At 76.1% G+C, this 13,071-nt stretch carries 9 protein-coding genes and 1 pseudogene; 6 read left to right on the forward strand and 4 right to left on the reverse strand.

The features are described from left to right. Window positions 1-13: 13 nt before the first annotated feature. Window positions 14-4,006 (reverse strand): helix-turn-helix domain-containing protein, encoded by a 3,993-nt coding sequence (locus tag ACIQOW_RS28500; protein WP_401089649.1) that lies wholly within the window; start codon window positions 4,004-4,006, stop codon window positions 14-16. Between the two features lie 270 nt (window positions 4,007-4,276). On the opposite strand from ACIQOW_RS28500, the gene ACIQOW_RS28505 reads away from it, so the two are divergent. Then, window positions 4,277-4,882 (forward strand): hypothetical protein, encoded by a 606-nt coding sequence (locus tag ACIQOW_RS28505; protein WP_401089651.1) that lies wholly within the window; start codon window positions 4,277-4,279, stop codon window positions 4,880-4,882. 235 nt (window positions 4,883-5,117) lie between these two features. On the opposite strand, the gene ACIQOW_RS28510 is transcribed toward ACIQOW_RS28505, so the two are convergent. Then, window positions 5,118-6,083 (reverse strand): helix-turn-helix domain-containing protein, encoded by a 966-nt coding sequence (locus ACIQOW_RS28510; RefSeq protein WP_401089716.1) that lies wholly within the window; start codon window positions 6,081-6,083, stop codon window positions 5,118-5,120. Between the two features lie 410 nt (window positions 6,084-6,493). On the opposite strand from ACIQOW_RS28510, the gene ACIQOW_RS28515 reads away from it, so the two are divergent. Next, window positions 6,494-7,015, forward strand: a complete 522-nt coding sequence (locus ACIQOW_RS28515) for a hypothetical protein (protein WP_188301286.1) — start codon at window positions 6,494-6,496, stop codon at window positions 7,013-7,015. 48 nt (window positions 7,016-7,063) lie between these two features. Here ACIQOW_RS28515 and ACIQOW_RS28520 read toward each other — a convergent pair whose 3' ends face one another. After that, a complete protein-coding gene (locus ACIQOW_RS28520; RefSeq protein ID WP_401089654.1) occupies window positions 7,064-7,849 on the reverse strand; it encodes a GntR family transcriptional regulator in 786 nt (261 codons plus the stop codon). A 222-nt stretch (window positions 7,850-8,071) separates the two neighbouring features. Between ACIQOW_RS28520 and ACIQOW_RS28525 the strand changes: the two genes are divergently transcribed. Next, entirely contained in the window at window positions 8,072-9,646 is a 1,575-nt protein-coding gene (locus ACIQOW_RS28525; protein WP_401089656.1) for an alkaline phosphatase family protein, read from the forward strand. Between the two features lie 75 nt (window positions 9,647-9,721). Here ACIQOW_RS28525 and ACIQOW_RS28530 read toward each other — a convergent pair whose 3' ends face one another. Next, entirely contained in the window at window positions 9,722-10,150 is a 429-nt protein-coding gene (locus ACIQOW_RS28530; RefSeq protein ID WP_401089658.1) for an SRPBCC family protein, read from the reverse strand. 163 nt (window positions 10,151-10,313) lie between these two features. Between ACIQOW_RS28530 and ACIQOW_RS28535 the strand changes: the two genes are divergently transcribed. The 3 genes and pseudogenes from ACIQOW_RS28535 to ACIQOW_RS28545 all read left to right on the forward strand — a co-directional run. Beyond that, complete coding sequence (locus tag ACIQOW_RS28535) at window positions 10,314-11,486, forward strand: hypothetical protein (RefSeq protein ID WP_401089660.1); 1,173 nt, start codon at window positions 10,314-10,316, stop codon at window positions 11,484-11,486. Window positions 11,487-11,669: 183 nt separating this feature from the next. Next, window positions 11,670-12,665, forward strand: a complete 996-nt coding sequence (locus tag ACIQOW_RS28540) for a 3-oxoacyl-ACP synthase III family protein (RefSeq protein ID WP_401089661.1) — start codon at window positions 11,670-11,672, stop codon at window positions 12,663-12,665. A 73-nt stretch (window positions 12,666-12,738) separates the two neighbouring features. After that, a pseudogene (locus tag ACIQOW_RS28545) lies at window positions 12,739-13,065 on the forward strand (BRCT domain-containing protein); the annotation flags it as partial. Between the last annotated feature and the right edge of the window lie 6 nt (window positions 13,066-13,071).

Here is a 13,071-nt window from a genome sequence, read left to right on the forward strand (position 1 = left end):
CGGTGGCCGGCACTCAGCCGCAGTCCGGGTGGTACGGCACGACGGGCAGCAGCCGGGACCACTCCTCGCGGGGCAGCGGCGCGCGCAGCACGGCGCAGGCCCGGGCGGCGGCGGTGGCCGGGGTGAGGCTCCACAGCGGCGCCGAACCGTTGTCGCCGCCGACCAGGGCCCGCCCGTCGGGCAGGAAGGCGACGGAGTTGAGCGCCTGTCCCGGACCGGTGAGGGTGGCCGGCGCGGTGGGGGAGTCGGGGGTCCACAGCCGCAGGCCGCCCTCGAAGCCGACGCCGGCCACGCCGCGGCCGTCCGGGGCGAAGGCCAGGGCCCGGGCGCTGTCCTCGCCCGCCGTGTGCCCGCCGGTGTCCAGCCGCTCGCCCGTACCGGCGTCCCAGACGCGGACCTGGCGGTCGTTGCCGGTGGTGGCCAGGCGCCGGCCGTCGGCGCTGACGGCGAGTCTGAGCAGCAGGTCGTCGTGCCGGACGTCGCCCCGGCGGGCGGTGGCGGCCGGGTCGGCGGCGTCGAGCAGGCCGACGTACTGCGAGTCGTGGGCGAAGGCCACCACGGCGCCGTCGCCGAGGAAGGCCACGGCGTGCACCCGGTCCTTGTCGGCGTGCCAGCGCGGGCGCAGCGGTGTGCCGTCCGGGGCCCCGGTGAGCAGCCGCCCGTCGGCGGTGCCCGCCGCCAGGAGCGTGCCGTCGGGGCTCAGGGCGACGGCCGTGGGCTCGATCTCGGCGCCGACGGCGGTGGCGGCCCGCAGCGAGCCGTCCCGGGCGTCGTGGACGCGCAGGGTGCCGTCGGTGCCGGCGCTCACCAGGGTGCGCCCGGCCCGGTCGAAGGCCAGCGCGGCGACGGGGTGCCCGGTCGGCGCGGTGGTGGCGACCGGGCGGGGGGAGGGGCCGGTGACGTCCCACAGCGCGGTGCGGCCGTCGGCCGTGCCGACCGCGGCCCGCCCGCCGGCCGCCGCGACCGCGGTGACGGGCGGGTGGTCGGGGCCGGGGGCCAGGTCGGTGCCGCGCCCCAGGTCCCAGATCAGCACGCTGCCGGACGGCCGGCTGATCCCGGCCGAGGTGACGACCGTACGGTTGTCGCCGCCGACCGCGACGCCCAGCACGAAGGTCGGGTGGCCGCGCAGCTCGGCGGTGACCCGCCGGGTGGGCAGGTCCCAGACCAGGGCGCTCTGGTCGGCGCCGGCCGAGACCAGGGTGGCGCCGTCGGGGGTCAGGCCCAGCGCGTTGACCGGGCCGAGGTGACGGGCCGGCAGGTCGGTGACCGGCCACTCGGCGCCCCCGCCCGAGGCACTGCCGGGGGAGCCGCCTGGGGAGTCGACCGGGGCACCGCCCGCCGGCGGCCGCCACAGCCGGATGCCGCCCTGCTCGTCGCCGACCGCCAGCAGCCCGCCGTCCGCCGCGAAGGCCAGCGACCGCGGTGAGGGCGAGCGCCCGGAGAACACCACCGGCGCCCCGCCGTCCTCCCGGGCCGGCGCGTCCAGGTCCCGCACCAGCACCGTGCCGTCCGTGGCCGCCGACGCCAGCCGATGGCCGGAGCCGAACCCCAGGCCCTGGATCGCCCCGCCCTGGTCGACCAGGGTCCGCACCGGAAGGGCGGCGCCCGCCGCCACCCGCCACACCCACACCCGCCCCGGCAGGTCCGGGTCGCTGCTGCCCGCCGCGAGCAGCGTGCCGTCCGCGCTGAACGCCACCCGCTTGGCGACGGTCGACTGCCCGGAGGCGCTCGGCGGCATCACCGGCGAGGGCAGCGCCCGACGGTCCGCCACCCGCCACAGCAGCACCCGCCGCCGCGGGTCGCGGGTGAGCGTGGCGGCCAGCAGCGACCCGTCGGGGCTGAACTCCACGTCCTGCACGGGATGCGTCACGAACCCCTGCAACTCGGCCACCAGCGCCGTGGTCGCGGTGTCCCACAGCGCCACCCGCCCCTGCGAGTCACCGGTGGCCACCAGCCGCCGGTCCGGGCTCAGCGCCAGCGCGTTGACGCCCCACGGGAAGCCCGGGATCCGCCCGGCCAGGTACCCGGCCTGGGTGCTCAGCACCGCGTCGTCGGCGCTGCGCCGCAGCTCCGGCACGCCCGCGCGGGCGACCCGCCGGGCCTCCAGCGACTGGGCGAGCGCCGCGTACGGGTCGCGGGCGCTGCTGCGCTGGGCGTCGGTGAGCAGCGTCAGCGCGGTGCGGCCGAGCACCGCCGCGGCGGCCCGGTCGCGCTCCTGCCACAGCAGCCCGCCGGCCAGCAGCGCCGACACCAGCAGCAGCGTCAGCACGCCCGCGACCTGCCGCCGGGCGCGCAGTCGGCGCCGCTCGGCCCGTCGCTCCTGCCGCCGGCGGGCGGCGGCCGCGGCCAGGAACTCGCGCTCGACCGGGGCGAGGACGGCGCCCCCGGAGACCCCGGCGTCCCCGGCCTCCTCGGCGGACGGCCCGGCCCACTGGCGGGCGAGGTCCAGCCGGCTGCCCCGGTAGAGCAGCGCGGCCTCGCGCCCCGAGGCGGCCCAGTGCTCGGCGTCCTGGGCGAGCTGCTGGTGCAGCCGCAGCCCGGTGCGGCCCTCCTCGATCCAGCCGCGCAGCCGCGGCCAGGCGCGCAGCAGGGCCTCGTGGGAGAGCGTCACCCCGGTGGCGTCCAGGGTGACCAGCCGGTCGGCGGCGAACGAGGCCAGGACGTGGTCCAGGCGCGGCCCGTCGGCGCCGGCGGCGGCCAGTTGCGCGCGCTCGGCACGCCGGCGCGAGACCTGGCCGTCGGGGCCGAGGTGGACCAGCCGCAGCAGCACCCGGCGGGCGGTGGCCCTGGCCGGCTCGTCCAGCCGCGACCAGGCCCGCTCGGCGGTCAGCGCCACCGAGCCGTGCAGCCCGCCGATCGCCCGGTAGCCGGCCAGGGTGAGGGAGCGTCCGGTGCGCTGCTGCCACACCGCGCGCAGGGTGTGCGCCAGCAGCGGCAGCGCGCCCGGGTCGTAGGCGCCGGCAGTCCCGGCACCGTCCGGACCAGCGCCGGCAGTGCCGTCCAGGCCGGGGCCGGTCAGCCCGAGGTCGGCCAGCAGCAGCTCCAGCAGGCCCGCCTCCAGGTCGAGCCGGGCGGTACGGGCCGGGGCGGTGATCGCCGAACTCAGCTCCGCGGCGCTCATCGGGCCGAGCGCCAGCTGCCCGCGCCGCACCGCCCGCAGCAGGCCCTCGTGCGCCAGGCAGTGCCCGTACACGTCCGCCCGTACGCCCAGGACGACCAGCCGGGTGCCGCCGGGCCCGGCCTCCGCGCAGAGCCGGTCGAGGAAGGCCCGCCGCTCGTCGGCGTCCGGGCACAGGGTGAACAACTCCTCGGCCTGGTCGACGACCCAGACGGGGGAGCGGTCCCCGTCCAGCGCCGCCAGCCGCTCCAGCGGCGCGGCGCCGGGGGACAGCAGCGCGGCGCCCGCGGGGCCCAGGCCCGGCAGGGCGCCGCGCCGCAGCGCGGGCAGCAGCCCGGCCCGCAGCAGCGAGGACTTGCCCGCGCCGGAGGGCCCCACCACCACGACCGGCCCGCCGCGGTCCGCCAGCCGCTCGCCGAGCAGCGCGAGCAGTTCGGCGCGGGCCCGCTCGCGGCCGTGGAACCAGCGCTCGTCCTCCGCCCGGAAGGAGGCGAGCCCCGGGTACGGGCACTGGCCGCGGGTGGCCAGTGCCACCAGCTCGCCGCCGGCCCGCAGCGCCTGGTCGCAGGCCCGGGCGAAGTCCGCGGTGGCCGGCTTGTCGCCGTTCTCCACCTTGCTGATGTGGCTCTTGTCGTAGTGCACCCGCAGGGCCAGGCCGGACTGCGAGAGGCCCTGCGCCCGCCGCCGCTCGCGCAGCGCCGCCGCGAAGCCCTCCGCCGCCCGCGCCCCGGCCGCGCCGTGCCCGCTCCAGTCGTTCCCGGGCCTGCCGGGACCGCTCCCGCCGCTTCCGTGCCCGTCCCCGCTCCCGTCCCCGCCGGAGCGCCCGTCCCGTCCGGATCGCGGCGCGCCCTGCTCCGGCACCCGCCGCCGCTCGCCCTCCGCGCTCACCCGCAGCCCCCGGTCCGATCGTGTCCCAACCGTTCAACGAGGCCGGGCCGCAGCGGTCACGGGAGGCGGGGACGTTCCCCGCGAACGAGCGAAGCCGCAGGTCAGAGCCGTTGTCGAGGTGCCCGCGCCGGGCGACAACAGGCAACCGCTACACCCCAGCCGCCCACCCGGCGAAGCTCTCACCAGGCCCCGGGACACACCGGCAGGACCGCCACCCCGGGGCGACGCTCCGTCACCACCCCCGCACCACCGCAGAGGAGAACCCCCCTCATGAAGCCCGACTCCCGTCCCAGGACCCGCACCGCGCTGCGGACGGCCGTCGTCACCGCCCTCGCCGCCACCGCGCTGCTCGGCTCGCTCACCCTCACCGCGCCCGCCCTCGCCGCCACCGCGCCGGCCGGCGACACCGCCGTCGTCCTCCAGGCACAGGACCAGCGGGCCGCCGCCCCGAAGATCACCCGCGCCGAGGAGATCCGCCGCGCCAAGCTCTGGCTGACCGCCAACGGGGGCAAGCCCGTCCCGTACAGCCAGCACAAGAACTGGAAGGACGGCTACCGCCAGGACTGCTCCGGCTACGCCTCGATGGCGCTGGGCCTGCCCAAGTCGGGCCCGAACACCGTCGCGCTGAAGAACGACGGCTGGACCAAGCCCATCAAGATGTCCGAGCTGCGCCGCGGCGACCTGGTCATCAAGGCGAACAGCGGCGACCCGGACCACCGGCACGTCGTCATCTTCGACGGCTGGAACAGCGGCAAGGGCTCGTACCAGGCCTACGAGCAGGCCGGCCAGGTCGGCACCCGGCACGCCTCGCACAGCTACGGCCTCAAGAGCGGCGACGGCTACCACGCCTACCGCCCGGTCAACCTGTCCGACTGACCCGCGGACCGGTCGGAAGGGACCGGTCGGCACGGGCCGACGGCCCGGCACGCTCCCCCGTGGCGTGCCGGGCCGTCGGGCTCGGAAGTGGATCACAACGCTCCGCCGCGCGGTGTTCCTCGTGGAGGATGTCAGGACCCGGCGCGGCCGTGTTGGCGCCCAGTGGACAGTTCCTTGGCATTGCGTGCACGTTCCCGTTCCGGTTCCCGCGCCCGGCCGTGCGCAGGGCGTCCGCCTACCCGCCCAGGGCCCGGCGGCGGTGCTCGCGGGGGGAGAGGCCGTACGCGGCCTTGAAGGCGCGGCTGAACTCGGAGGCGCCGGGCAGGCCGCAGCGGACGGCGACGGTCTGGACGGGCAGGGCGCGCAGCGCGGGGTCGGCCAGGTCGCGGTGGGCGCGCTCCAGCCGGTGGCGGCGGATGAAGGCGGCGACGGTCTCGCCGTCGGAGCGCCGGGTGAACAGGCGGTGCAGGTAGCTGACGGAGATGTGGTGGGTGGCGGCGATCACGGCGGGCGTCAGTTCGGGGTCGTGCAGGTTGCGTCCGATGAAGGCCCGGACGTTCTCGACCAGGGCCCGCTGCCGGCTGTCGTCGGGCACGGCGGCCTCGGCGTCCAGCTCCCGGGCGATCCAGGCGGACACCAGGTCGATCACGATGCCGCCCAGGCGGGGGGTCTCGACCGGGCCCAGGGCGGCGGCCTGGCGGTCGAGGCCGACGATGAAGTCCGTGAGCAGCGCGGAGGTGCCCTCCCGGGCGGAGAAGCCGCGGCCCAGCACCTCCTCCAGCCGGTGCGGCGGCAGCGGCAGCAGGGAGATCGGGAAGTCGATGCCGACGGCTTCGACGCGGCGCTCCGGCGGGGCCTCGGCGCGGGAGCCGTAGGACCGCAGGTCGAACGGGTGGGAGCTGTCGAGCATGTGCAGCTTGCCGGGCTCCAGGATCTCGGTGGGCTCGGTGCCGCGGCTGAGGGCGAAGCCGCCGTCGAGCAGCAGGGTGAGGTGGAACGTCTCCTGGTCCGAGCGCTGGACCCGGCGCGCGGTGCGATGGAAGCGGGTCGGCGGGAAGGAGGTCCGCAGCAGGGTCACCGGGCCGAGCTCCAGGCGCCGCATCTCCGCGCGGAAGTCGGCGGAGTGGTCGCTGGTCACCTCGCTGTCCCGGGTGCGGCCGACCAACTCCCGCCAGCACTCGAACCGTTCCTTCTCGGGCATGCCCTCACTGCTGAACACGTTCTCCGTGCTCGTGGCCACCGTCCGTCCTTCCCTTTCCCGTTCTGCCTGGCCGGGCCCCCTTCCCCCACCTGGCGTCACCGATTCCTCGCCGTCGGTGACACCGAAACCTACAAGGTCGGGCCGGGTGTCCCGCGCCCGGGCCCGGGTGTGCGGGGCCGCCGTGCGGCGAGGGGGTCTTGGCAGGCCCAGGGGAGTCGGAGGCCTTCCGCTGCCCCCGGGCATCACGGTGAACCGGGTGTCGATCACCGCCCGTTGGCATGGACGCGGGGGTCGAGAGGCCCCGCTCCCACCGCACGGCGGCGGGCGGGCCCCGGGGCCGGTCCGCCGCGGTCAAGGACACCGTGCCGCGGACGGCCAGGAGCCGTGCCGCAGCGGAAAAGAGGGGAACCATGCGGAACACCGGAACGGTCAGGCGCGCCCTTTCGCTCGTCGGAGCCGCACTGGCACTGGCCTCGGTCACCGGGCTGGCGACCGCGACCAGCGCCTCCGCCGACGTCAACAGCGAGTGGAACTGCTCGCGCAACCCGAGCGGCTGGGACCACATGAACTGGGGCAGCTGTCTGCTGCCCGGCGACTCGCTCGTCTCCGGCAACGGCGACTACCGGCTGCTGTACCAGAACGACGGCAACCTCGTGCAGTACGACACCAACACCGGCTACCCGGTGTGGGCCAGCGGCACCAACAGCGGCGGCCCGGGCAAGGTGATCATGCAGTACGACGGCAACCTCGTCGTCTACGACACCTTCAAGAAGGCCAAGTGGTCCTCCGGCACCGCCCTCGGCTGCAACCCCAGTGCCAACTGGCTGCGCATGCAGAACGACGGCAACCTCGTCGTCTACCGCCCGCACGACAACGGCAGCGCCTGGACGCCGGTCTGGTCCTCGTACAACGGCCGCGTCGGCACCTGCTGACAGCCGCCCGCCCCGCCGTCGGCGGCCGCACCCGCGGCCGCCGGACGGTCAGTTCGCGTTCTGAGCGTCCGGGGTGTCCGGGGCGCCCAGGGCGAGGGTGAAGCTGAACCGGTCGCCGCGGTAGAGGGCGCGCACCTGCTCCAGCGGGTGCCCGGCGGCGTCCCGGCTGCGGCGGTGCAGCAGCAGCATCGGCAGCGCCGGCGGGGTGCCGATCAGCAGTGCCTCGCGCGGGGTGGCCAGCACCGTCTCGATCCGCTCGTCGGCGGCGCCCAGGCGCACCCCCTGCTCGCGCAGGTAGCCGTAGAAGGACCCCTCGGGGTCGAAGTCCCGCCCCAGTGCGGGCACCCGGGCGACCGGCACGTACGTGGACTCCAGTCCGACGCGCTCCTCGTCCGCGCGCAGCACCCGCTCCAGGTGCCACAGCGGCTCGCCCTCGGCGACGTCCAGCAGCCGGGCCATCGCCGCGTCGGCGGGCAGCCGGTCCAGGGCGATCAGGGTACGGCCGGGGCGCAGGCCCTGGCGGGAGACGCCCTCGGTGTAGCTGCTCAAGGACAGCGGCTGCTCGATCTTCGGCCCCGCGACCACCGTGCCCCGGCCCTGCCGGCGCAGCCGGCCCTCCAGCAGCAGTTCGCGCAGCGCCTGGCGCACGGTGGCCCGGGCGACGCCGTGACGCTGCGCCAGATCGGCCTCGGTGGGCAGCCGGCCGCCCGGGCCGAGCTCGCCGATCAGCTCCTCCAGGCGGGCCTTGACCAGGTAGTACTTGGGCACCCGGCCGTGCTCGGGGACGCCGGCGCGGGCGGGTTCCGGGCCGGCCCTGGGGATGGGGTGGTTCACCGCGCCAGCCTATCGAGGACCGGTTCCGCGGTGCCGTGGGGCCGCCGGGCCGGGCCGTTCGGGGCCGGCGTCGGTGATCACGGAAGCGTAACGGGTCTGGACTGAATTTCGGCGGTTGTTCATACAACCGTGGACTCGGTGAGGGGCCGCCCTCGCCCGCCCGGCCCATCCTCACTCCCGGTGCAACTGCACCGCGCCGACGACCAGTTGGGGAGTCCTCCGTTGCGTACCTCCCGCTCCTCCCGCTCCACCCGCACCGCCGTCCTCGCCGCCGCCACGGTCGCCGCCACCGTGGCCGCGCTGACCCCGCTGTCCGCCGCCGCCTCGGCCGCCGCGCCCGCCCTTGCCGCCGTGCCCGCCGCCTCTGCCGCGGGCGGCCCGTACCGGAACCTGCCCAACGGCACCAAGCAGGCCAAGACCCTGGTCATCGGCGTCGACGGCACCCGCTACGACAAGCTGCTCACCGCCGACGCCCCCCACCTCAAGGCCCTGATGGCCGGCGGCATGACCGCCACCGGCAACCTCTACGCCAACCCGCTGGCCCCCACCCTCTCCGGCCCCGGCTGGTCGACCATCGCCACCGGCGTGTGGCCCGACAAGCACCAGGTCAAGGACAACGCCTTCACCGGCGCCCGCTTCGACCTCTACCCCGACTTCGCCACCCGCCTGGAGAACGCCGACCCCGGCAACTCCACCCTGGTGATCGGCTCCTGGAACCCCATCGCCGGCAACGTCTTCAACGGCCGCGCCGACCTGCGCCTCCAGGAGAGCGAGAACGACACCACCACCGCCGCCGACGCCGCCGACTACCTCGCCCACGGCAACCCCGACACCACCTTCCTGCACTTCGACCAGGTCGACGAGGCCGGCCACAACCACGGCGGCGCCAGCGCCGACTACCTGGCCGCCCTCCACAGCGCCGACACCCTGGTCGGCCAGGTCCTCCAGGCCGTCAGGTCCCGCCCCACGTACGGCTCGGAGGACTGGCTGATCATCGTCACCACCGACCACGGCCACACCGACGCCGGCGGCCACGGCGGCAACAGCGCCAACGAGCGCCAGACCTTCCTGATCGCCGACGGCACCGGCTACGCCCCCGGCTCCCGCCGCTACGACGTCAGGCCCGCCGACATCGCCCCCACCGTCCTCAAGCACGAGGGCGCCGCCATCGACCCCGCCTGGAAGCTCGACGGCCGCCCCATCGACGAGATCACCCCCGACGACTTCGACGCGCTGCGCCCGGGCCTGTCGGCCCGCGCCGACGAGAGCGGCATCCCGGCCGGCGTGAAGGGCTGGACCCACACCCCGCCGGCCGGCTGGAGCATCGACAACTCCCGGATGCCCAGCGGCGGCGTCACCGAGTGGCGCGGCTGGACCTTCGCCACCGACGAGTTCTGGACCGCCTCCCAGCTCGGCCAGTCCCGCGAGACCAACGTGCGCGCCCGCAACGTGTTCGCCGTCGCCGACTCCGACGAGTGGGACGACAAGGCGCACGGCGCGGGCCAGTTCGACTCCACCCTGGTCAGCCCCGCCTACCCGGTCTCCGGCAGGAGCCGCGGCGTGCTGTCCTTCGCGACCGACTACAAGATCGACGGGCCGCAGACCGGCGACCTCTACGTGGTCTTCGACAACGGCGCCCCGCAGCTGGTGAAGTCCTACCGCGCCGACCTCAACACCGTCGAGAACCTCCCCGTCACCGTCCCGGCCGGCGCCGCCACCGCCCGCTTCCAGTTCCGCTACACCGGCACCAACAGCGCCTTCTGGACCGTCGACCAGGTCACCTTCACCACTTCCTGACCCGGACGCCGCCGGCGGGGGAGGGGCACCGGGCCCCGCCCCGCCGGCGGCTCCGTCGTCCCTCCCGGGCGGGGCTCACGCAGCCCGCCCGCCGCTCTCCTCGACATGACGCCGGAAGTCGGCCAGGTCGTCGATCACCCGGCGGTCGACGAAACCGAGCGCCTCGGCCACGTGCTCCCACAACCCGTGCGGCTCGACCTCCAGCTGGAGCATCACCCGGGTGGTCCGGTCGTCCACGGGGTGGAAGGTGACCACACCCCGGTGCCGCGCCGGCCCGGGCCCGCTGTCCCACGCCACCCGCTCCCGCTCCACCAGCTCCGTGGTCACGGCCTCGAACTCCCGCGGCCCGGCGGCGGTCCGCACCACCCAGCTGGTGCCGCGCTCCGACCGGTCCACGCTGACCACCCCCCGCATGAAACCGGGGAACTCCTCGCACCTCACCCAGCTCCCGTAGACCGCGTCCAGCGGCGCCGCGACCTCGACGGACTCCTCGATCCGATGCATCGTTCCTCCTGACGTCTCCTCACCGGCTGCCCCCCCAGGGGGACGGTGTTCCGTAGGACGCGGCTTCCCCGTGTGCGGCCCGGCATGCCCCCGGGGCGCGGCCGGCGCCCGGCGGCGCACCCCGCCGTGCCGCCGTACGGGCCCAGGGCGTAGGGTCCGGCCGGTGACACCGGAACCGCCCGCCCCGCCCGCCTCCCTCCCCCCGCTCGACCCCGCCTGGGCCGCGCTGACCCGCGCCGACGGCGTCGAGCACCGGACCGGCCTCGGCTGGCTGTCCGGGCTCGGTTCCAACCGCGCGGCGCCCGTCGACCTGCTGCTGCGCCTCCTGGACGCCGGCCGGTGGAACCTGCTCTACCGCAGGGACCTGCCCGAGGAGGTCGTGGACGCCGCGATCACCCACCCGGACCCGCAGGTGCGCACGGGCCTCACCGAGGCCCGCCGGCCGTCACCGGAGCAGTGGGAGCGGCTCATCGCCGCCTCGCCCGAACCGCGCCTGCGCCGGCGGTTCACGCTGCTCGCCGAGGAGACCCGGGGCGCCGGCCGCGAACCCCGCCCGTCGCCCGCCACCCCCGCCGAGCTGACGGCGCTGGCCGACCAGGCCCCCGACATCGAGCCCGGCAGCTTCAGCACGGCCCTGGCCTGGGTCGTCGCGCTGCACGCGGACACCGACGCGATGCGGCTGCTCGCCGCCTCCCCGAAGCCGCTGGTCCGCCGCAGCGTCGCCCGCGCGCCGCGCCTGCCCGCCGACGTGGCGGACCTCCTCGCCCGGGACGAGGACCGCGTGGTGCGGCTCTTCCTGGCGGAGTCCTGCGACGACGCCCCGCCCGGGATGCTGCTGGAGGTGGCGTCGTGGTGGGAGGGCAGCCTCTCCTTCCCCGGCCGCCCGCGCAGCCACCCCAACTTCCCCCGCGAGGGCCTGCTGCGCCTGGCCGCCGACCCGAACCCGCTCCTGCGGGTCGCCGCCCTCGACGACCCCGAAGCCACCCCGGCCGACGCCGACCGGGCCGCCGCGGACCCCGACCCGGTGGTCCGCCGGGCCGCCGCCGGGCACCACCGGCTGCCCCCGGCGACCGCGGCCGCGCTCACCGCCGACGGCGACCGCGGCGTGCGGTGGCTCGCCAGGACCAACCCGGCCCTGCCCCCGGACGACCTGGTGGCCCTGCTCCTCGACCCGCGCAGGGCCGACACCGGCGCCCGCAACCCAGGCGTCCCCGTCGCCGTCATGCACCACATGGTCACCCTCGCGACCGCCGGCCCGGACCTCGATCCCGGCCCCGGCCCCGATCCCGCTGCCGGCTCCGCCCCGGACCCGGGCCGGATTCCGCCGGCGCCCTGACCACGGCCCCGGACTCGTCATATTTCCTGGCATTCCCGGCATTGGGATGACGCCCGGCGCCCTCTCCCGTGCGTCGGCCCCGCGAACGCGCCCCCTGCCCTGAGGGTGCCGGTGTCGGGGCCGGCCGGGGTTCGCCGGCGAGGGTGCGCAGCCGGAAGGGGCAGTGACGTGGACTATGGCCTGATGTCATTCGGATCGGCGCTCGGGGAGCCCGTCGCCGTCGAGGACGCGGTCTCCGAGTACACCGCGGACGTCGAGCGCGTCCAGGCGTACGGCTACCGCACCATCCACCGCGCCCCGGACGGGGTCGGGCTCACCGACCTGGCCTTCGACGCCGCCCGGGCGGCCCTGGACGAGGCGGACACCGACCCCGCCGAACTGGACCTGGTGGTCCTCGCGATCACCGACATCCCCGAGTACCTGTACTGGGACGCGGCCGCGAGCCTCCAGGACCGGCTGGGCGCCCACCGCGCCGAGGCGGTCCTGGTCAGCCAGGGCTGCGTCAGCGGGATCACCTGCTTCGACCTGCTCGCCGGCCGCTTCGCCACCCACCCCGACTACCAGCGGGCGCTGGTGGTCGGGGCGAACCGGACCTGCGACGCGTACTGGAACCGGATGTACACCAACTCGCTGCTGTTCTCCGACGGCGCCGGCGCGGCCGTGGCCGGACGCGACCACCCCGAACTGCGCTGGCGGGCAGGCGAGGTGATCAGCGACGGCCGCTACGCCGACCTGTTCCGGATGGACCAGGGCGGCGCGGCCGCCCCCTTCCAGGGCGGCCGGGTGCCCCCGCCGGCCCGCGACGCCTGGGACCTGATGGAGTTCTTCGACTACGACACGGAGCGCTTCCAGGAGTTCATCGGCCTGATGGGCGACCGGGTGCAGGAGGTGACGGCCCGGGCCTGCAAGCGGATCGGCGTCTCCGTGTCGGACCTGGCCAGGGTGGTGCTGCTCAACGACAACCTCTCCACCCTGACCAAGCTGGCCGACCTGCTCGGCGTCCCGCCGGAGCGCACCAACCTCGACATCTCCCTGGAACGGGGCCACTTCGGGGCCGCCGACCACATCCTCAACCTCCAGCACCACCGCGCGGCGGGACACCTCGCCCAGGGCGACCTGATCGCCCTGGCCGGCATGGGCCGCGGCATGCACTGGGCCTGCGCCCTGCTGGAGTGCTGACCGGCAACCCCGGCCCGGGGTGACGCCGAACCCCAGGGTGATGTCAGTGCCGTCCGCCATGATTCCCACATGATCGACACCGCCGCCCCGCTGGCCTCCCCGTCCGAGTAAGGGCGAGGGCGGCGTCGGCGTCGGGAGCGACGGGGGACCGCTGGCCGGCGAGGCCGTCGTGGTCACCGGCAGCATGACCGGCGCGCTCGCCGCCCTCTCCCGCAACCAGATGAACGAGCTGATCGAACAGGCCGGGGGCAAGGCCTCCTCCTCCGTCTCCAAGCGCACCACCCTCCTGGTCGCGGGCGAGAAGGCCGGCTCCAAGCGGGCCAAGGCCGAGGAACTCGGCATCCGCGTCCTCACCCCCGAGGAGTTCGCCACCCTGGTGGCCGCCCACCTCCCGGCCTGACGCGGC

This window comes from Kitasatospora sp. NPDC091335 (assembly GCF_044757205.1).
Classification (GTDB): domain Bacteria; phylum Actinomycetota; class Actinomycetes; order Streptomycetales; family Streptomycetaceae; genus Kitasatospora.